The sequence below is a fragment of the Alkalihalobacillus sp. MEB130 genome (assembly GCF_032335535.1).
Lineage (GTDB): Bacteria > Bacillota > Bacilli > Bacillales > Bacillaceae_D > Halalkalibacter.
Window position 1 is genome coordinate 1 of record NZ_JAOANA010000038.1, and the last position, 20,034, is coordinate 20,034.

Genomic DNA, 20,034 nt, shown 5'->3' on the forward strand with positions numbered 1-20,034 from the left:
TGGCGATAGCGAAGAGGTCACACCCGTTCCCATGCCGAACACGGTCGTTAAGCTCTTCAGCGCCGATGGTAGTTGGGGGCTTCCCCCTGTGAGAGTAGGACGTTGCCAGGCACCCTAAAAGCATTCCGTAATGGAATGCTTTTTTCTGTGCATAAAAAGTAGAAGGGCGCTGAAGAGCACTGTTCCGGAGGAACAGCATCTTCCTCGAATAAGCCAATGGTAACATCGTGAGTAAGCTACTTGAAATACATCGTGTCCCCCTGTGAGACGAACCCTTTCTCTTCGTAGACCGACATGAGATACATCTATGAAAATGCTTCGTGAAGAACCTTCCCCGTAGAAGAGAAAGGGTGAGCCAGGACGTTGCCAGGCGGGCACGCTCCATATAGAAGGCGTGAGGTTAGGGATTCCCCATAACGTTAACATAGCAGCAGGAACAGCATCTTCCTCGAATAAGCCAATGGTAACATCGTGAGTAAGCTACTTGAAATACATCGTGTCCCCCTGTGAGACGAACCCTTTCTCTTCGTAACACGACATGGGACACTCCCAAGAAATCACTTCATGGTAATCATCCCCGAAGAAGAGAAAGGGTGAGTCCGAGCTGTTTCTCTTCGTAAAACAGCAAGAGACTCTTCTGAGAGAAGCTTCGTGATAAACGTCCCCGTAGAAGAGAAATGGCGAGCCAGGACATTGCCAGGCGGGCAAGCTCTATTTAAAGGGCGAGGTTAAGGATTCACGTGACTCTAATGGAGCAACAGAAACAGCATCTTCTTCGACTAAGCCGATGGTTACATCGTGAATATTCTCCTTCGAAGTAACCCCATGTCCCCCTGTGAGACGAACTTCTTTTTTCCATACACACCTTGTATGCTTCATGGAATAACAACTTGCCTTCCTTGTAGAAGAAAAGAAGTGAGTCCGAACCCTTTCTCTTCGTAACACAACGTGAGATCCACATAAGAGACACTTCATGCCCATCATCCCCGTAGAAGAGAAATAGCGAGCCAGAACGTTGTCAGGCGGAGGCATGCTCTGCACAAAAGGATAGGACTGCACGTGAAAGGATTGAAGCAGGAAAAGCATCTTCTTCGAATAAGTCGAAGGTTACCTCATGTCCCCCTGTAAGGTGAACCTTTCTCTTCGCAACACGACATGATACTCTCCTAAGAGATACTTTATGGTCATCATCCCTGTAGGAGGGAAAGGATGAGCGAGAACTTCACTGTTTCCATCTAAAAACCTTATTAAATTATTTTATTGAAATAAGGTCCGTATATAACCATGTTCGTTTCTAATCAGACTCTTTCATGTTATTCATTGAACCTTTTCACTCCAAATAACTTGAAATAATCTTAGGAACTTTTTGTTCAACTACCCCCAAATAATGTGAGATATATGGAAAATCAACACCATCAAATGTATGGATTAAATCACCCCACCATTCTGCTTCATAGCGGCAAATCATACTCAAGTTATAAAGCAATAAAAAATGAGTAGCTAGTTCAGGTAAGGAATGAGAGTTGCTTTGTTCCTTTTCTTGAAGGAGATAGATATTGCCTTCAACATCATAAAGCCAGGGGTTAGAACTCCATGAGGGTGGAAGAGTTGAAAGTTGAACTTCTACTCTGTCTTTGTGTTCACTTACTTTAACTTTTTGAGCCCCCTTATGTACTGTATTAGCTTCTAAATACTGTTCAAAGCGATTTACCGTCATATGGTAAGAGTCTAATATCGTTGGTGAGAGAAGTATCGTATTTTTATATACATTTCCTTTAAAAGAGAGTGACTTGTTTGTCAGTCTTTTAAATAAAGGGTGCATATCAGCAATATGGTGAAATAGCGTCACCATTTGATATTTGTCTCCTTCCAAATGTTTCATGTGAAACATTTTGTTCATAAAGTGAGAAAAGAGGCCATTTTTCTGGATTTTGACTTCATCATCTAAAAATCGGTACGTTGCTTTTTTTCGCTTACGAGTGGTTACGCCATGTGCAAGTACTTGTGAGTTTTCAGGATAGCTTGGATCGGTCGTTAAAATACAGGCTTTTAAAAGTTGAACGGCTCCATAAAAAAGAAGAACAGGTTTTATTTCAATAGGAGCAGCAGATGCCTGGTTGAAATAGAGCTGTCCATGTTGCAGGTGATACATAAAAGATGAGCAGACTTGATAGCTCTTTGTTTTCGCTTGAGGAATTTCATTATTTTCGTATCTGTCTGTTAGGAATTTTCGTGAGTATGTTGCAGAATAAAAGGGAATAAATAAGTCGTTCATCATTTAGTTGAAACAATCCTCCTTTAGTTCTGTATATTCTAAAAAGTGGGACAATATATCCGTTCTTGACAGTAGTTTGCCCACTTGATAAGCTACTAATAATATTTTTCGATAAAAACCGATTCGGGGAGGCAGAACTATGTTCGAAAACAAATTTCAAAAAGAAGGATTAACCTTCGATGATGTGCTTCTTATTCCGGGGAAATCAGAAATTTTACCTCGTGATGTATCTGTAAAAACTACTCTTAGTAAAAACCTACAACTGAACATTCCTATTATTAGTGCAGGGATGGATACTGTTACTGAAGCAAAAATGGCTATTGCTATGGCTCGTGAAGGTGGACTTGGAATCATTCATAAAAACATGTCGATTGAGCTACAAGCAGAGCAAGTAGAAATTGTTAAGCGTTCCGAAAGTGGTGTAATTACTAATCCGTTTTATTTAACGAGAGATCGTCAAGTATACGATGCTGAACATTTAATGGGGAAATATCGTATTTCAGGTGTTCCAATTGTTGATGAGGATCAAAAGTTAGTCGGTATTATTACGAATCGTGATTTACGTTTTATTGAAGATTATTCTATTCAAATTGATGAAGTAATGACAAAAGAAAATCTAGTGACAGCTCCGGTAGGAACGACACTTAGAGAGGCTGAGAAAATCCTCCAACAGTACAAAATTGAAAAACTTCCACTAGTTGATGAAGAAGGTACTTTAAAAGGCTTAATCACAATCAAAGATATCGAGAAAGTCATAGAATTCCCTCATTCGGCAAAAGATGCCCAAGGACGACTTGTCGTTGGGGCTGCAATTGGTGTTTCTGCAGATGCAGACATTCGTATTGCTGCCTTAGTAGAAGCCGGCGTAGATGCCATTGTTATCGATACAGCGCATGGTCACTCAAAAGGGGTTTTAGATAAAGTTCGTGATGTACGTTCTCAGTATCCGGACTTAACGATCATTGCAGGTAATGTTGCAACCGCACATGCTACACGTGATCTAATTGAAGCAGGTGCTGATGTTGTAAAAGTAGGAATTGGACCTGGATCAATCTGTACAACGCGTATTGTTGCGGGCATTGGTGTTCCACAGATTACTGCAGTGTATGATTGCGCTACAGAAGCACAAAAACATGGTGTGCCGATTATTGCTGATGGTGGAATTAAATACTCTGGAGATATTGTAAAGGCACTTGCTGCTGGTGGACATGCTGTAATGCTTGGTAGTCTACTTGCTGGTGTTTCAGAAAGTCCAGGAGAGCGTGAAATCTACCAAGGACGTCAATTTAAAGTGTATCGTGGTATGGGGTCATTAGGTGCAATGGAAAAAGGAAGCAAGGACCGTTATTTCCAGGAAAATGCTCAGAAGCTTGTACCTGAAGGAATTGAAGGTAGAATTCCTTATAAAGGTCCACTAAATGATACGATTCACCAATTAATTGGTGGGATTCGTGCCGGAATGGGTTACTGTGGAACGGCAACGTTAGATGATCTTAGAGAAAATGGACAATTTATCCGAATCACAGGTGCAGGATTACGTGAAAGTCATCCGCATGATGTACAAATTACGAAAGAAGCTCCAAACTATTCTCTATAAGTAATTTACAGGTGTTTAGAAGAGTATGTATTTGCTCTTTTGAACACCTGTTTTTTTGGGGCCCTCCTTTAGACCATTGGTTGTTTTTTTACATAAAAATAGTAAATAGTAAGCATGTTCTTTATCTATTTTTTTTCTACTAGATATGGTAAAATAACCTCTATGTGAAAAGGTGGAGGGATAAAAGGTGAATCAACTATTGTTTAAAAAGTCATTATCACTTATGTTAATGTTTATTGTGGTTTTGACATTTGTTATACAACCAACTAAAACAAACGCTGCTTTTGACTTGCAAGCAGAATCTGCTATTTTAGTAGATGCAAACACAGGAAAGATTTTATATCAAAAAAATATAGATGCTATTTTACCAACTGCTAGTATGACAAAGATGATGAGTGAGTATCTTATTCTTGAAGCGATTAACAATGGGACAATCAGTTGGGATCAAGAAGTTCCGATTAGTGATTATGTTCGTAACTTATCTCTATTTACTGCCTTATCCAATGTACCATTGAGACAAGACTTCTCTTATACCGTTAAAGAGCTTTATGAGTCCGTCGCCATTTATTCGGCCAATGCATCGACAATTGCTCTAGCTGAGCTAATTTCAGGTTCAGAAACGGAATTTGTTCGAATGATGAATGAAAAAGGAGCAGAATTAGGTTTAGAAGATTACGAGTTTGTTAATTCAACTGGACTTAATAATTCTGATTTATTAGGCAACCATCCAGACGGAACAAGTGAAAATGCAGAAAATATGATGTCTGCACGCGCAACAGCAAAATTAGCTTTTCATTTGATTAATGATTACCCTGAAGTTCTTGATACGGCAAGTATTCCTACTTTAACATTTCAAGCAGGGCCAGATGAGCAAATAGAAATGCGTAACTGGAACTGGATGCTTTCAGGTATTGAAGCACAACATAATTATGATGGTGTTGATGGTCTTAAAACGGGGTACACATCTGCAGCAGGAAATGCTTTTACGGGAACAGCGGAGCGTAATGGAATGCGTTTAATTTCAGTCGTTATGCGAACAGGTACACGTGATGACCGTTTTAATGAAACAGCTAAGCTATTAGATCATGGGTTTAATAACTTTACTCATATGCAAGTGATTGATTCTGGATATGCTCCAGAAGGATTAGATATTCTTCCAGTAGCTGCTGGGAAAGAAAGAGAAGTAACAATATCAAGTGTTGATGCTCTTTCGACGGTTGTACGCAATGGTGAAGAGGAAATGTATGCTACTGAACTTCTTCTAGATAAGAGTGTCTTAAATGAAGAAGCAGAAATTGTTGCTCCATTTGAAGCTGGTATGGAAGTAGGAACTCTATCTCTTGTTTATACAGGAGAAGAAGATGAAGAATTTTTATATTCATCTCAACGAGCTGAAGTTCCAGTTGTTACAGATACCGCTGTTGAAAAAGCTGGTTGGTTTTCGATGACAACTCGTTCCATTGGTGGATTTTTCTCAGGTATTTGGAATGGGGTAGCTGATACAGTTAAAGGTTGGTTTTAATAAAAAGTAGAAAACGGGTGCTCATTTTGTATGAGCCCCGTTTTATGCTAAAATAAAAACTGAAAATTTATGCGAAACAACTCGATTTAAGGTATACTAATGAAGGATAATCATTCAACTTTAGAAGAACGGTATAGGAGGATATACAAAATGAGTCAAACAGGAACAGACAGAGTCAAAAGAGGTATGGCAGAAATGCAAAAAGGTGGCGTCATCATGGACGTTATCAATGCAGAGCAAGCAAAAATTGCGGAAGCTGCAGGTGCAGTAGCCGTTATGGCCCTTGAGCGTGTACCAGCTGATATTCGTGCAGCAGGTGGAGTAGCACGTATGGCTGATCCAACAATTGTGGAAGAAGTATTAAATGCTGTTTCCATTCCAGTTATGGCAAAAGCTCGTATTGGACATATTGTAGAAGCACGTATACTTGAAGCTATGGGTGTTGATTATATTGATGAGAGTGAAGTATTAACACCAGCTGATGAAGTGTTCCACTTGTACAAGCGTGATTTCACTGTACCATTTGTTTGTGGTGCACGTGATTTAGGAGAAGCGTCTCGTCGTATCGGTGAAGGTGCATCTATGATCCGTACAAAAGGCGAGCCAGGAACAGGAAACATTGTTGAAGCTGTTCGTCACATGCGTATGATTCAAGGACAAATTAACAAAGTGAAGCAAATGTCTACAGATGAATTAATGACAGAGGCGAAGAACCTTGGTGCATCATTTGATCTTTTACTACAAATTAAAGAAACAGGTAAATTACCAGTTGTTAATTTTGCAGCAGGTGGAGTAGCAACTCCTGCAGATGCTGCATTAATGATGCAACTTGGTGCTGATGGTGTATTCGTAGGTTCTGGTATTTTCAAATCGGACAACCCTGAGAAGTTTGCTCGTGCAATCGTTGAAGCAACAACTCACTACGAAGATTACGCGTTAATTGCTGAGCTTTCTAAAGGACTTGGAACAGCAATGAAAGGCATCGAAATTTCGACTCTTAACCCAACAGAGCGCATGCAAGAGCGTGGCTGGTAATCACCAGATTGGTGTAAGGGAAAGGATCAGTAATGGTTAAAATAGGAGTATTAGCATTGCAGGGAGCTGTAAGAGAGCATGTGAATTGCTTACAGGCTCCAAATACAGAAGTAATTGTTGTAAAAAAAGTAGAACAGTTAAATGATTTAGATGGACTTGTGCTTCCTGGTGGGGAAAGTACTACGATGCGCCGTCTCATTGATTTATACGGTTTCTACGAGCCTTTAAAAGAATTTGCAGGTGCAGGTAAGCCTATGTTTGGTACTTGTGCTGGTGCGATTTTAATGGCTGGTCAAGTTGAAGGACAAGATGAAGGACATTTGGCTGTAATGGATATGAAAGTGCAGCGGAATGCTTTTGGACGTCAACGTGAAAGTTTTGAAACGGATCTTCACGTAACAGGTGTGGGAGAAGACATTCGTGCTGTGTTCATTCGTGCGCCGCTTATTTTAGAAGTAGGCGAAGATGTACAAGTTCTATCTAAATATGGAGATGAAATTGTAGCAGCAAGACAAGGTAATTTCTTAGCTTGCTCATTCCATCCAGAGCTTACAGATGACCACCGTTTTCATCAATTCTTTGTTTCAATTGTAGAAGAAACAAAACAATAAGACGAACGCGTAGATAAGGATTAGTACATACAACGTGCTGCTCAGAGAGCCGGTGGTGGGTGTGAACCGGCCAGCGCTTGTATCGAATCCACCTTGGAGTAGAAGTATGAAATCTTCTCGGTAGGCAGCCGTTATTGCTAAAGTGGCAGTTAGGTATTAGGGAAGTTCGCCCTAATATCTCTGCAACAAGGGTGGTAACGCGGGTGCTCTCGTCCCTTCTTTTATAGAAGGGGTGAGGGCTTTTTTTTATACAATGGTATTTGGTAGAATAGGTAAGATAAGACAAGAGGAGGAAAACCAATGTTAGATGTGAAACGACTACGCAAGGATTTTAATGATATAAAAAAGAGGCTTGCTACAAGAGGAGAAGACATATCTGGTCTTGATCGCTTTGAAGAATTAGATGAGAAGCGTCGTACAATTATAGTAGAAGTAGAAGAGCTTAAAAGTAGAAGAAATCAAGTATCTCAGGAAGTTGCTCAACTTAAGCGCGAAAAGCAAGATGCAGATCACTTAATTAAGGAAACAAAAGAAGTATCTGAAAAAATTAAATCTCTAGATGAACAGCTACGTCAAGCAGAAGAAGAGTTAGAAGGCATTCTTTTAACGATCCCTAATGTTCCTCATGAAAGTGTTCCAGTTGGTGATACAGAAGACGACAATGTGGAAGTTCGTAAGTGGGGCGAAGTTCGTTCATTTAGTTTTGAGACAAAGGCTCATTGGGACATTGCAACGGACCTAGAAATCGTTGATTTTGAACGAGCGTCAAAAGTTACCGGAAGTCGTTTTGTCTTTTATAAGGGACTTGGAGCGCGTTTAGAGCGTGCGTTAATTAACTTCATGATGGATTTACATCAAGATGAGCATGGTTATGAAGAGATCCTTCCTCCATACATGGTCAACCGTGCAAGTATGACAGGAACAGGACAATTGCCTAAGTTTGAGGAAGATGCTTTTAAGATTGACGGCCTTGACTATTTCCTTATTCCAACAGCAGAAGTACCGGTCACCAATTTACACAGAGATGAAATTTTAACAGCAGAACAATTGCCTATTGCCTACACGGCATATAGCGCAAACTTCCGCTCTGAAGCAGGGTCTGCAGGACGTGACACAAGAGGATTAATTCGTCAGCACCAGTTTAACAAAGTCGAGCTAGTACGTTTTGTAAAACCAGAAGAATCGTATGAGACACTTGAAATGTTAACAGGGCATGCTGAGAAAGTGTTACAGCTTTTAGAGTTACCTTATCGCGTCTTAAGCATGTGTACAGCTGATTTAGGCTTTACTGCAGCAAAAAAATACGATATTGAAGTTTGGATCCCAAGCAATGATTCTTACCGTGAGATTTCATCTTGTAGTAACTTTGAGGATTTCCAAGCGCGTCGTGCAAACATTAAATATCGCCCTGAACCAAAAGCAAAACCAGAATTTGTTCATACATTAAATGGATCTGGTCTTGCAGTCGGCCGTACAGTGGCAGCAATTCTTGAGAATTACCAAGAAGAAGATGGATCTGTTGTAGTACCAAAAGTGTTACGCCCATATATGGGGAATGTAGAGAGAATTACAGGGAAGTAAAGAATAGAGGACCGACTGCATGAATGTGCAGTCGGTTTTGTTTCAACTGGATGACCCTATCTAGTCTGTTATAAGGACACGAGAGACGTTATTTAGATGAAAACGCCTATTATAGAGGGATAGAAGGACAGGATAGCCCCTATTTGCTGACAATGAGGTTTTATGTGGGAAGAATAAGTAAAATAAAGGCTTCTCTGTCCTCATAGAACGTAAAATTACATTTTTTCATAAAATAAGATCTGTACAGTCGTTTGTGTAATGAAGTAACAGCACTGGCACCGCGCACCTTAGAGAAACTGGTACAAAAAACATGTATTACTTCAAATATAAAAAAACAGACCGAACATCGGTCTGTTTTTTGATTGAACCTTAGTAATTAGGTTTACGTTTTCCTGACTCGATCTCGTCCATGTAATGACATGCAGCAAGATGGCCTTCTTTCATATAATCCTCACCTTTAAGTTCAGGTGTGTCTGTTTTACATAGGTCTGTTGCAAACGGGCAACGTGTGTGAAAACGACAGCCTTCTGGAGGATTAATAGGTGAAGGAACGTCCCCTTTTAAGATCACTCGTTCTTTTTTCTTTCCTGGCTCAGGAACAGGAATAGCTGAAAGTAATGCCTTTGTATATGGGTGCTGAGGGTTATCAAATACAGACGTTTTATCACCAATCTCGACGATACGTCCAAGATACATAACGATAACACGATCTGAAATATGACGAACAACACCTAAGTCATGTGAGATAAATAAATACGTTAATTGGAACTCACGTTGCAATTTTTTTAATAAGTTAATTACCTGTGCTTGAATGGATACGTCTAAAGCTGATACAGCCTCATCACAAATAATTAATTTAGGATCAACGGATAATGCACGAGCAATCCCAATACGTTGACGTTGACCACCACTAAACTCATGTGGGAAACGATCAATTTGGTGAGCACCAAGACCAACTGTAGCCATTAACTCGCGAATTTTTTCATCACGTTCTGATCTTGGGACGATATTTTGTATTTCTAATGCTTCATCAAGAATCTGACGTACTGTTTGACGTGGATTAATAGAAGCATAAGGGTCTTGGAAAATGATTTGTAAATCTTTACGCTTTTTACGCATTTGCGCTTTGTTTAGCGAAAGTAGATCTTCTCCTTGGAACTCGACCTCACCAGAAGTAGGCTCATCAAGTCGCAGAATCGCACGTCCTGTTGTTGACTTACCACAGCCTGATTCCCCAACGATACTAACAGTTTCCCCTTCATAAACAGTGAATGTTACACCATCAACTGCCTTAACGTGGTTCACTGTACGTCCTAACATACCACCTTTAATAGGAAAGTATTGTTTAAGATCCTTAACTTTCAGTAGTTCTTTTTTCATATACATTCACCTCCGGATCGCCATCCCACTCATCAGAGTAGATCCAACAACGAATTTGGTTGCCATTCTCATCTTCTTCAAGTTCAGGAAGACGCTCCACACAGATATCACTTGCATAAGGACAACGTGGTGAAAAGCGACAACCTACTGGCATATCGGCAGGACTAGGTACAGCCCCTTTAATAACGGATAATTCTTCATCTTCTAAATCAACATCGTGACGTGGCAATGAATTTAATAAACCAACCGTATAAGGATGTCTAGGATTGCGGAATAACTCGTCGACTGTAGCATATTCAACTACTTTCCCACAGTACATAACGGCAACATAATCACACGTTTCAGCTACGACACCTAAATCATGTGTAATCATAATAATAGACATACCTAAACGATTTTGTAAGTCTTTCATTAGTTCTAGAATTTGTGCTTGAATCGTTACGTCTAGTGCTGTTGTTGGCTCATCGGCAATTAACAACTCAGGATTACAGGCTAAAGCCATTGCAATCATGACACGTTGACGCATTCCACCAGACAATTCGTGTGGATATTGATGAACACGTTGTTCTGGAGAGGGGATTCCAACAAGTTTTAACATATCAATCGAACGTTCAATTGCTTTTTTCTTGTTAAGCTTCTCATGAATTTGGAATGCCTCACCAATTTGCTGTCCGACAGTATAGACAGGATTTAATGAAGTCATTGGTTCTTGGAAAATCATCGAGATTTCATTTCCACGAATCTTACGCATTTGAGCTTCTGTTTTTTCTAGAAGATCGGTTCCTTTAAAAAGAACTTGACCGCCCACAACTTTACCAGGGTTTTGAATCAATCGAAGGATTGAAAGTGATGTAATACTCTTACCAGAGCCAGACTCACCAACAACTCCTAGTGTCTTTCCTTTTGGTACAGAAAAGTTGACACCGTCGACCGCTTTAACCTCAAAGCTTTCCGTGAAAAACGAAGTGCGGAGGTCACGAACTTCAAGAATTGTCTCATTCCTGTTATCGATCTTTGTCGTCATAAGGTTCACACCTTTCTCAAATTTTCTACCACTTATTAGTTCAGATCAATACGTTTATTTAAGAAGCGATACGCTATATCTACAAGTAAGTTAACGGCTACGAATAATAATGAGAATACAAGAACTGTTCCTTGTACAATTGGGAAGTCACGAGCACGAATTGCGTCGATAATAAGACGTCCCATTCCATTAACAGCAAAAACCATCTCAGTTAGAACGGCTCCACCAAGTAATGAACCGAATTGAAGACCAACTACAGTAACAACTGGAATCATAGCGTTCTTTAACGCATGACGATAAATAACAACTTGTTCATTTACCCCTTTTGCACGTGCAGTACGAATATAATCTTGACCAATTACTTCAAGCATACTTGAACGAGTCATACGAGCAATGATAGCGGCACCTGCAGTTCCTAATGTAATAACAGGTAAAACAATTTGTTGCCATGAACCCCAACCAGAAGCTGCAAACCAACCTGTGTTAATAGGTCCTATATCCATACCTATTGCAAACCATTGAATTAACATTAAACCAAGCCAGAAGTTTGGCATTGATAAACCAAATAACGCGACAATCATAATAACAACATCAGTTAACGTGTAATGTTTTGTAGCTGAAATTACTCCAGCAATTAAACCAATAAAGACACTTAAAATCGTACTATATATCGCAAGCTCAACTGTTACCCAGAAACGTCCTGAAATTTCATCAGCTACAGCACGACCACTACGAATCGAATTTCCAAGGTCACCTTGAACAACACCTGAAACATATTTTGCATATTGAACAGGAATGGCTTCGTTAAGTCCCAATCGTTCACGCATCTGTTCAATTTGGGCTGGAGAAGCACTTTCACCTGCCATGATTTGAGCTGGATCACCAGGAATGAGGTGCATCAAGCTAAATGTTAATATGGTAACACCTAATAAAACGGGAATCGTCTGTATAAGACGACGAATGATAAAAGTAAACATATTTTCGCACCTCTTTTCTAGTTTTTCATCTTAGGATCTAACGCATCACGCAGGCCATCACCAAATATATTGAAAGCTAGTACAACTATGACAATTGCAATACCAGGGAAGAACGCAACATGTGGAGCATCCCACATATAGTTACGACCACCACTTAACATCGCTCCCCATTCAGGAGTAGGTGGTTGAGCACCCATTCCGAGGAATGATAATCCACTCGCTGTTAGAATGGAAGTAGCGATACTTAATGTACCTTGTACAATAAGTGGAGAAGTTACATTAGGAAGGATGTGTTTGAAAATAATCCTTGCATCACTAGCTCCTAAAGCCCTCATTGCATCAATATACTCTAGTTTACGAACCGCAAGTGTTGATCCACGAACAATACGTGCAAAAACAGGTACGGAGAAAATACCAACAGCTATAATTACATTTTGTAAGCTACCGCCTAGAACACTAACAATAGCTAGTGCAAGTAAAATACCAGGGAAAGCAAGTAGAATATCCATGCAACGCATAATAACTGTATCCACTTGTCTACCATAGTACCCTGAAATAACACCTAAGAAGATACCGACAGTTGCTCCGATTAAAACCGAGAAGAATCCAACATAAAGAGTAATCGACATACCGTGTATAATTCGACTAAAAATATCACGACCATGATGATCCGTTCCAAACCAATGTTCAGATGATGGACTAGCAAGTTTGTTCACATGGTTTTGAACATTTGGTTCATATGGAGTAAATGCAGGCCCTAGAATAGCAACTAATATAAAGAAGATAATGAGTAAGCCACCAACCATTGCTGCTTTATTTTTACGTAGTTTCTTGTAGAAGCTTTTCCATCTTTGAGCAGTTGGACTAGGAGGCCGACTTGATGTTTCAGCGTTGTTAATAGATTGTTCGCTCATAACATACACCCTTTCCTTTAAGTTTTATTTTTACCTTGTGAAAAAGTCTGAAAATTCGACTTTATTCGACAAGATCAATACTATTTCACAAATTCTAATTATAACATGCTGAGCGGTATTTACAATGGAAATATTGTTATGTGAATATAGTAACTTCTATTATATATAGTAGATTACAAGGCGTATAAATCAAATACATAAGACAAATCAACTGAAAAATTTGTCAAAAAATGATTACGCTGTCAAGTTTTCTACCAAAATATTTTCTGAATAAAAAGAACTTGTAATATTTTAATCATTACGATATAGTAATAATGGTTTTACAAAATAACACAGACAAATAGGGGGTATTTTTTGATGGAAGTGTCAAAAAATTCGTTTTTCTTTTTGGCTCTTGTACTAGCATTCAGTGTATTTATGGCTGCATGTGCAAGTGAGCCAGATGCAACTCCAGCTCCTGCTGAAGGAGAAGAGGCTGCAGAAGGTACTGAAGGTACAACTGAAGGTGGAGAAGGTGGCGATTTAGTAATTGCTAACCTATCTGATGCTGTAGCGCTTGATCCACATGGTTCAAACGACACGCCATCATCTAACGTTGCTCAAAACATTTACGAAGCACTTGTTGAGCAAGATGAAAACATGGAACTTCAACCAGGACTAGCTGAAAGCTGGGAAATGATTGATGATCTTACTTGGGAATTCTACCTTCGTGAAGGTGTAAAATTCCATGATGATTCTGATTTCACTGCTGAAGTTGTTAAAGCTAACTTAGATCGTATCCTTGATCCTGAAGTTGCTTCTCCTCGTCAATTTATCTTCAATATGATTACTGATGTTGAAGTTGTTGATGAGTATACAGTTCGTATTACAACTGAATTTCCTTTTGCTCCACTTCCTGCACACCTTGCGCACAATGGTGGTGGAATGATCTCTGGTGAATTAATCGCTGCAGATTACGAAGCAATGGAAGGTGGCGCTGAGCCAGGTAGTAAAATTAGTGAAAACCCTGTAGGTACTGGATACTTCAAGTTTGATTCTTGGACTCCTGGTACTGAAATCAAATTAGTACGTAACGAAGATTACTGGGGCGAGAATGCTAAGCTTGATTCTGTAACATTCAAAGTAGTTCCAGAAGATTTAACTCGTATTGCTGAACTTGAAACAGGTGCAGCGCACATTTCTGATCCGCTAAGCCCTTCTGACGTTTCACGTGTAGAAGGTACTGATGGTATTCATGTTAACCGTCAGCCGAGTGTTTCATTATCTTATATTGGATTTAATGTAGAAAAAGAACCTTTTAATAACCCGTTAGTTCGTCAAGCGATTTCTAAAGCGATTAACAAAGATGCAATCATTGAAGGTATCTATGATGGCGCTGGTATCCCAGCTATCGGTCCTTTAGCTCCAGACGTATTTGGTTACGATGAGACTGTTTCAGGTCTTGAATATAACGTAGAAGAAGCTCAAGCTCTTTTAGCTGAAGCTGGTTACGAAGATGGTTTCTCAACTACTCTTTGGACAAACGATAACCGTGAGCGTGTTGACGCTGCTACTTTCGTTCAAGCTGAGTTAGAAAAAATCGGTATTGATGTTAGTATCGAAGTGGTAGAGTGGGGTGCTTACCTAGAGAATACTGCAAATGGTGAGCATGATATGTTCGTTCTTGGTTGGTCTACTGTAACAGGTGATGCTGACTATGGTATGTACGCATTATTCCATTCTGACAACCACGGTGAGCCTGGTAACCGTACATTCCTTAGCAATCCGGAACTTGATGAGCTATTAGATCAAGCTCGTCAAAACCCAGATCCTGCTGAGCGTGCAGCTCTTTATAAAGATGCACAAGAAATTCTTGTTGAAGAAGCTCCAATGCTTTACATCCATCACCAACAATTCCTTCTAGGTGTTAGTGATAGTGTTCAAGGTTTATGGCAGCACCCAACTGGAATTCTAATGCTTCAAGATGTAACTCTACAATAGTAGAGACAGATAGCTCACTCTTTTTCGAGTGAGCTATCTTATTTTTTTATTTTGGAAAAAGTACTTGTTTTTTTGTTTGTTATGTAATAAAATAAATTTTGTCAGTCACACGGAGGAATACCCAAGTCCGGCTGAAGGGATCGGTCTTGAAAACCGACAGGCGGGTCAAACCGCGCGGGGGTTCGAATCCCTCTTCCTCCTCCATACATAAAATGTTACACTACCAGAAGTGGCAGTGTTTTTTGTTTTTTTATTCTTACTGAGTGGAGTGAGAGTTTTTTGGATAATCATGATAAGTGGATGAGTGTGGCTTTAGAAGAAGCGAAAAAAGCTGAAATTTTAGGAGAAGTTCCGATTGGAGCTGTAATTGTAAAAGATGATCAAGTCATTGCCAGAGCTCATAATAGAAGAGAGATTGATCAACAGGCTTTGGCTCATGCTGAAATTGCTGTTATTAATGAAGCTTGTGAACAATTAGAGAGTTGGCGTTTGCTTGGATGTACATTGTATGTTACGTTAGAGCCCTGCCCGATGTGCGCTGGAGCGATTATTCAATCTCGTATTGAAAGAGTTGTCTTTGGAGCGAGTGATCCAAAGGCTGGTTGTGCGGGCACATTAATGAACCTCCTTAATGAACCGAGGTTTAATCATCAATTGGAAGTTATATCAGGTTGTCTTGAAGAGAGATGTAGCTCCATTTTAACGACTTTCTTCCGTGCGTTACGACAAAGAAAGAAGCTTTTTAAACAAGGGAACTGACTGTTTCCATTTTGTTACTGTTGCATTTTTATTTCAAACCATCTATACTAGGTATTGCGTCGGTAAGACGTATTAACAATGTTATTAAATTTGCCGTGCTAGGCGGGGAGGTAGCGGTGCCCTGTACTCGCAATCCGCTGTAGCGAGGCTGAATCCCCTCTCGAGGTTTTGTCACCGCAGGGTCTGCCCTAAGTAAGTGGTGTTGACGCTTGGGTTCCACGCAACGGAAACCCATGAACCCTGTCAGGTCCGGAAGGAAGCAGCAGTAAGTGGCCCCTTCCGTGTGCCGTGGAGTCGCCTGGGCCGAGCTAACTGCTTAGGTAACGCTTGTGGTGGCATTATCAACAGAGGGTGCACGGTATTAATTTTTTATATAAAAAGCAATTACGTTCGCGTAGTTGCTTTTTTTATTGCTTTTGTAAGGGGTCAGACCCCGGGAAATAATTCCCCGGGGTCTGACCCTCTACATGGTACTTTAAAAACTATTGCGGAATCGTTATAATGAAAGTGAGTGTTTTTTAGGAGAGGAGGAAGTGGGATTGGGTTATCAAGCGCTTTATCGTGTGTGGCGACCACAGCAGTTAAAAGATGTCGTTGGACAAGAGCACATCACTAAAACGTTACAAAATGCGTTAATGCAACAAAAATTATCCCACGCCTATTTGTTCTCTGGTCCACGTGGTACAGGAAAAACAAGTGCGGCTAAAATTATTGCCAAAGCGATCAACTGCGAAAAAGCGCCTGTTGCAGAACCTTGTAATGAATGTGCTGCTTGTAAAGGGATCACAACTGGTTCGATAGTGGATGTAATTGAAATTGATGCAGCCTCTAACAATGGTGTAGATGAAATTCGCGACATTCGTGACAAAGTAAAGTTTGCACCGAGTGAAGTTCGTTTTAAGGTGTATATTATAGATGAAGTACATATGTTATCTACAGGTGCGTTTAATGCTTTATTAAAAACACTTGAAGAGCCGCCAGGGCACGTGTTGTTCATTCTTGCTACGACAGAACCTCACAAAATTCCTCTTACGATCATTTCGAGGTGTCAACGTTTTGACTTTAAACGAATTACGAATCATGCCATCGTTGCTAGAATGCAGCATATTTTATCTCATGATTTAGTTGAGGCGGATGAAGATGCTCTTTTTATGATTGCTAGAGCTGCTGAAGGTGGAATGCGGGATGCGCTTAGTCTATTAGACCAAGCAATATCTTTTGCTGATGATAAGCTTCAACTTGATGATGTGTTAGCTGTTACCGGTGCTGTATCACAACAAGCTTTAACAGATGTTGTCTCATCTATAGAGGCAGGAGATACGCTAGCTGCGCTCGGTCAGTTAGAAAAACTCTTGCAAGACGGGAAAGATCCGGTTCGTTTTGTTGAAGATTTAATTTACTATTTTAGAGATTTGCTTTTATATAAAAATGCTCCATCGGCAGAAGGTTTATTAGAAAGGGCAAAAGTTGATCAGTTTTTCAAAGAATTGTCCGATAAAGTAGAGAGCAACTGGTTGTATGGTGCGATTGAATCGCTAAATGCAAGTCAACAAGAAATGAAGTGGTCTGCTCACCCAAAGATTTTTTTGGAATTAGCTATATTAAAATTAGTGAATCAACAAACGAAAGCAGATGTTCCTACATCTATCTCGACTGACGAGGTTGAACAATTAAAAATGAAAATTTCTACACTTGAGAAAAAGTTAGAAAATGTTCAATCAGGGAATGTTGTAACTTCGCCTGAAGAAAATCAAGCTCCTAGACAACGGCGTGTCAAAAAAGTACCAGCGCAAGCGCGGACGTCAACAGCTAAGGTAAAGGAGACGTTAAAAGAAGCGGATAAGAGACACTTACAACTGGTTACTTCCAGGTGGGGTGATGTGATGGAACGTACAAAAGTGAAAAGTGTTCCTGCGCATGCTTGGTTGAGTGACTGTAAACCGGTTGCTTCTTCTGCTACAACTGTTGTTCTAGCGTTTCAAAATGAAATGCATCGTGATATGATGGATACGAAGTTTCGAGACGTATTAGAAGCCATTCTTCAGGAAACTCTTAATGGGCAGTCATCTTTCGCAACGCTCCTTCATTCTCATTGGGAACAAGTGAAAGAAGACTATGTTGCTGAACAAAAAGGATCTAGTAAAGATGAAAAGTCTGAAAGTGATTCTTTAATAGATGAGGCTGTTAAGTTGGTTGGTGAGGATTTAATCGAAATAAGTGATTCATAATAACAAGGAGGATTTTACAATGAAAAACATGGGAAATATGATGAAGCAAATGCAAAAAATGCAAAAACAAATGGCGAAGGCTCAAGAGGAGTTAAAAGAAAAGACAGTTGAAGCTACAGCTGGTGGCGGAATGGTAACGGTTGTAGCTAGTGGCGATAAGCGTATTTTGGACGTAAAAATTTCTGAAGATGTAGTAGATCCTGATGATGTCGAAATGCTTCAAGATCTTATTTTAGCTGCAACGAACGAAGCGTTAAAACAAGTGGATGAACTTGTAGAACAAGATATGGGTAAGTTCACAAAAGGAATGAATATTCCTGGAATGTTCTAGGAGGGAAACAATTTGCAGTATCCTGAACCAATAGCTAAGTTAATTGAAGGATTTATGAAATTGCCAGGTATCGGACCAAAAACGGCTAGCCGCCTGGCTTTTTTTGTTTTAGATATGAAAGAAGATGATGTGCTTGATTTTGCTAAGGCGTTAGTAAATGCCAAACGGAATCTTACGTACTGTTCGGTCTGTTACAATATTACGGATACGGACCCTTGCCGAATATGTGAGGATCAGCATCGTGATAAGTCGATAGTTTGTGTTGTCCAAGAGGCGAAAGATGTCATCGCAATGGAAAAAATGAAAGAATACCGAGGAGACTATCATGTTCTCCAAGGGGCGATTTCACCTATGGACGGAATCGGGCCGGAAGATATTAAAATACCTGAGCTGTTAAAAAGACTGCAAGATGATACCATTCAAGAAGTGATTATCGCAACGAACCCGACAATCGAGGGTGAAGCGACGGCGATGTATATATCGAGACTTGTGAAACCAACAGGGATAAAAGTGACACGCATTGCACATGGCCTTCCGGTTGGAGGAGATCTTGAGTATGCCGATGAAGTAACGCTTTCAAGAGCGATAGAAGGACGTAGAGAATTATAGAACTTAAAGAATAAATGATAAGGTGGACTATATCTTGTTCCGTAGAAAACAAAAACTTCGTAAATTAGAAAACGCTCTGTTATTAACCATTTTAGAGGATCAAAAAATGAAGCTTGATAGTGAAAAACAACTCATTAAAAGAAGCATTGATCCATCAGAAGATGTGCAAAATCGAACGAAAGTAACAGAGTCCATTTACTCTTTTTTGTTACGAGAAGCTAGAGAACGCCAGATTAATAAGAACGAACTGCGATAAGCAGTTTGTTCTTTTTTTGTTTTTTGAGCATAGGTATGAAATAAGACAAGCTTATAAAGTAAAGAGGTGACAGTATGGATCCGATTGTTTTAATTTCAATACTAGCAGGCTTAGTTGTGATCTTGTTAGTAGTTGGTGCACCGATGAAGCCTGTGCGCTTTCTCGGGAATGTTGCAGTCAAGTTTGTAATTGGTGCTTTAATGCTCTTTTTTGTAAATACGTTTGGGTCTTTTATTGATTTTCACATACCGATTAATGGAGTTACGGCTGCTATCTCTGGCTTACTCGGTGTACCAGGTATTGTTTTGCTTATTTTAGTAAAACAATTTATTATTTAATTAAGAAGACTTGCATGTTGTTTCATCTAAGTTGAGCTGTTTTTATTGCAGTTCAATCTTTTTTTGTTTTAGTGGTTGCTTTAGCTTTTTATTTATGATATATTATTTCTTGTCGCTAAAACGAATTTGAAAACTTCCAAAAAAACAGGTTGACATAATTTGTTCAATTTGTTACGATGTTTAAGTCGCTAAAACGACAAACGAGTTCTTTGAAAACTGAACAAAAGCCAAGCGAAATAGAGATACATGATATCTCGTCATTTTTTTCTCATCATTTTATTAAAAATGATGAAGTATCGTTAGCGATACATTTTGAGCTATGTTCCGTCACTAAAGTGATGAAACTCAAACACTTTTATGGAGAGTTTGATCCTGGCTCAGGACGAACGCTGGCGGCGTGCCTAATACATGCAAGTCGAGCGGACTGACTAAGAGCTTGCTCTTATGACGTTAGCGGCGGACGGGTGAGTAACACGTGGGCAACCTGCCTTGTAGATCGGGATAACACCGAGAAATCGGTGCTAATACCGGGTAACATCTGAGATCACATGATCTTAGGTTAAAAGATGGCTCCGGCTATCACTACAGGATGGGCCCGCGGCGCATTAGCTAGTTGG

At 39.8% G+C, this 20,034-nt stretch carries 18 protein-coding genes, 1 tRNA gene, 2 rRNA genes, 1 other RNA gene and 1 other annotated feature; of the genes, 16 read left to right on the forward strand and 6 right to left on the reverse strand.

All coding sequences use genetic code 11. From position 1 onward, the window contains the following. Positions 1–111: ribosomal RNA gene (gene rrf, locus N0O92_RS22505) — 5S ribosomal RNA — on the forward strand; the annotation flags it as partial. A gap of 600 nt (positions 112–711) precedes the next feature. Here the strand turns inward: rrf and N0O92_RS22510 are convergent. After that, on the reverse strand, positions 712–975 hold the full coding sequence (locus N0O92_RS22510; protein ID WP_315617190.1) for a hypothetical protein: 264 nt from the start codon (positions 973–975) through the stop codon (positions 712–714). Between the two features lie 355 nt (positions 976–1,330). Next, a complete protein-coding gene (locus tag N0O92_RS22515; protein WP_315617191.1) occupies positions 1,331–2,278 on the reverse strand; it encodes a YaaC family protein in 948 nt (315 codons plus the stop codon). Between the two features lie 136 nt (positions 2,279–2,414). On the opposite strand from N0O92_RS22515, the gene guaB reads away from it, so the two are divergent. The 5 genes from guaB (at position 2,415) to serS (ending at position 8,621) form a co-directional block, all read left to right on the forward strand. Then, the gene (guaB, locus tag N0O92_RS22520) at positions 2,415–3,872 is read left to right on the forward strand and encodes an IMP dehydrogenase (RefSeq protein ID WP_315617193.1); all 1,458 of its coding nucleotides are present in this window, start codon (positions 2,415–2,417) and stop codon (positions 3,870–3,872) included. A 229-nt stretch (positions 3,873–4,101) separates the two neighbouring features. Continuing rightward, on the forward strand, positions 4,102–5,394 hold the full coding sequence (locus N0O92_RS22525) for a D-alanyl-D-alanine carboxypeptidase family protein (RefSeq protein WP_396334572.1): 1,293 nt from the start codon (positions 4,102–4,104) through the stop codon (positions 5,392–5,394). A 150-nt stretch (positions 5,395–5,544) separates the two neighbouring features. Further along, on the forward strand, positions 5,545–6,429 hold the full coding sequence (gene pdxS, locus N0O92_RS22530; RefSeq protein ID WP_315617195.1) for a pyridoxal 5'-phosphate synthase lyase subunit PdxS: 885 nt from the start codon (positions 5,545–5,547) through the stop codon (positions 6,427–6,429). 32 nt (positions 6,430–6,461) lie between these two features. After that, a complete protein-coding gene (gene pdxT / locus N0O92_RS22535; RefSeq protein WP_315617197.1) occupies positions 6,462–7,040 on the forward strand; it encodes a pyridoxal 5'-phosphate synthase glutaminase subunit PdxT in 579 nt (192 codons plus the stop codon). Position 7,041: 1 nt separating this feature from the next. After that, positions 7,042–7,260 (forward strand) — a binding site (T-box leader). An 80-nt stretch (positions 7,261–7,340) separates the two neighbouring features. Beyond that, a complete protein-coding gene (gene serS / locus N0O92_RS22540) occupies positions 7,341–8,621 on the forward strand; it encodes a serine--tRNA ligase (RefSeq protein WP_315617199.1) in 1,281 nt (426 codons plus the stop codon). Positions 8,622–8,990: 369 nt separating this feature from the next. Here serS and N0O92_RS22545 read toward each other — a convergent pair whose 3' ends face one another. The 4 genes from N0O92_RS22545 to N0O92_RS22560 are packed head-to-tail and all read right to left on the reverse strand — an operon-like array spanning position 8,991 to position 12,916. Then, positions 8,991–10,001 carry an ABC transporter ATP-binding protein gene (locus N0O92_RS22545; RefSeq protein ID WP_396334570.1) on the reverse strand — a complete coding sequence of 337 codons (1,011 nt, stop codon included), beginning with the start codon at positions 9,999–10,001 and terminating at the stop codon, positions 8,991–8,993. Continuing rightward, positions 9,976–11,025 carry an ABC transporter ATP-binding protein gene (locus N0O92_RS22550; RefSeq protein WP_315617203.1) on the reverse strand — a complete coding sequence of 350 codons (1,050 nt, stop codon included), beginning with the start codon at positions 11,023–11,025 and terminating at the stop codon, positions 9,976–9,978. The genes N0O92_RS22545 and N0O92_RS22550 overlap by 26 nt, the downstream gene beginning before the upstream one ends. Positions 11,026–11,060: 35 nt before the next feature. Next, complete coding sequence (locus tag N0O92_RS22555; RefSeq protein ID WP_315617205.1) at positions 11,061–12,002, reverse strand: ABC transporter permease; 942 nt, start codon at positions 12,000–12,002, stop codon at positions 11,061–11,063. Positions 12,003–12,019: 17 nt separating this feature from the next. Further along, positions 12,020–12,916: an ABC transporter permease gene (locus N0O92_RS22560; protein ID WP_315617207.1), complete on the reverse strand. Its 897-nt coding sequence runs from the start codon at positions 12,914–12,916 to the stop codon at positions 12,020–12,022. A gap of 357 nt (positions 12,917–13,273) precedes the next feature. Here N0O92_RS22560 and N0O92_RS22565 point away from each other — a divergent pair, with 357 nt between their 5' ends. The 10 genes from N0O92_RS22565 to N0O92_RS22610 form a co-directional block, all read left to right on the forward strand. Next, the gene (locus N0O92_RS22565) at positions 13,274–14,896 is read left to right on the forward strand and encodes a glutathione ABC transporter substrate-binding protein (protein ID WP_315617208.1); all 1,623 of its coding nucleotides are present in this window, start codon (positions 13,274–13,276) and stop codon (positions 14,894–14,896) included. Between the two features lie 111 nt (positions 14,897–15,007). After that, a tRNA-Ser gene (locus N0O92_RS22570) sits at positions 15,008–15,100 on the forward strand. A 75-nt stretch (positions 15,101–15,175) separates the two neighbouring features. After that, positions 15,176–15,655 carry a tRNA adenosine(34) deaminase TadA gene (gene tadA / locus N0O92_RS22575; protein ID WP_315617210.1) on the forward strand — a complete coding sequence of 160 codons (480 nt, stop codon included), beginning with the start codon at positions 15,176–15,178 and terminating at the stop codon, positions 15,653–15,655. Between the two features lie 93 nt (positions 15,656–15,748). Further along, positions 15,749–16,014: signal recognition particle sRNA large type (gene ffs, locus N0O92_RS22580), an RNA gene on the forward strand. Between the two features lie 180 nt (positions 16,015–16,194). Then, complete coding sequence (gene dnaX / locus N0O92_RS22585; RefSeq protein WP_315617212.1) at positions 16,195–17,883, forward strand: DNA polymerase III subunit gamma/tau; 1,689 nt, start codon at positions 16,195–16,197, stop codon at positions 17,881–17,883. A gap of 19 nt (positions 17,884–17,902) precedes the next feature. Next, a complete protein-coding gene (locus N0O92_RS22590) occupies positions 17,903–18,214 on the forward strand; it encodes a YbaB/EbfC family nucleoid-associated protein (RefSeq protein WP_315617214.1) in 312 nt (103 codons plus the stop codon). A 12-nt stretch (positions 18,215–18,226) separates the two neighbouring features. Further along, positions 18,227–18,823: a recombination mediator RecR gene (gene recR, locus N0O92_RS22595; RefSeq protein ID WP_315617216.1), complete on the forward strand. Its 597-nt coding sequence runs from the start codon at positions 18,227–18,229 to the stop codon at positions 18,821–18,823. Between the two features lie 34 nt (positions 18,824–18,857). Beyond that, positions 18,858–19,079 (forward strand): YaaL family protein, encoded by a 222-nt coding sequence (locus N0O92_RS22600; protein WP_315617218.1) that lies wholly within the window; start codon positions 18,858–18,860, stop codon positions 19,077–19,079. A gap of 74 nt (positions 19,080–19,153) precedes the next feature. Further along, complete coding sequence (locus N0O92_RS22605) at positions 19,154–19,417, forward strand: pro-sigmaK processing inhibitor BofA family protein (RefSeq protein ID WP_315617220.1); 264 nt, start codon at positions 19,154–19,156, stop codon at positions 19,415–19,417. Positions 19,418–19,771: 354 nt separating this feature from the next. Then, positions 19,772–20,034, forward strand: a 16S ribosomal RNA gene (locus N0O92_RS22610); the annotation flags it as partial.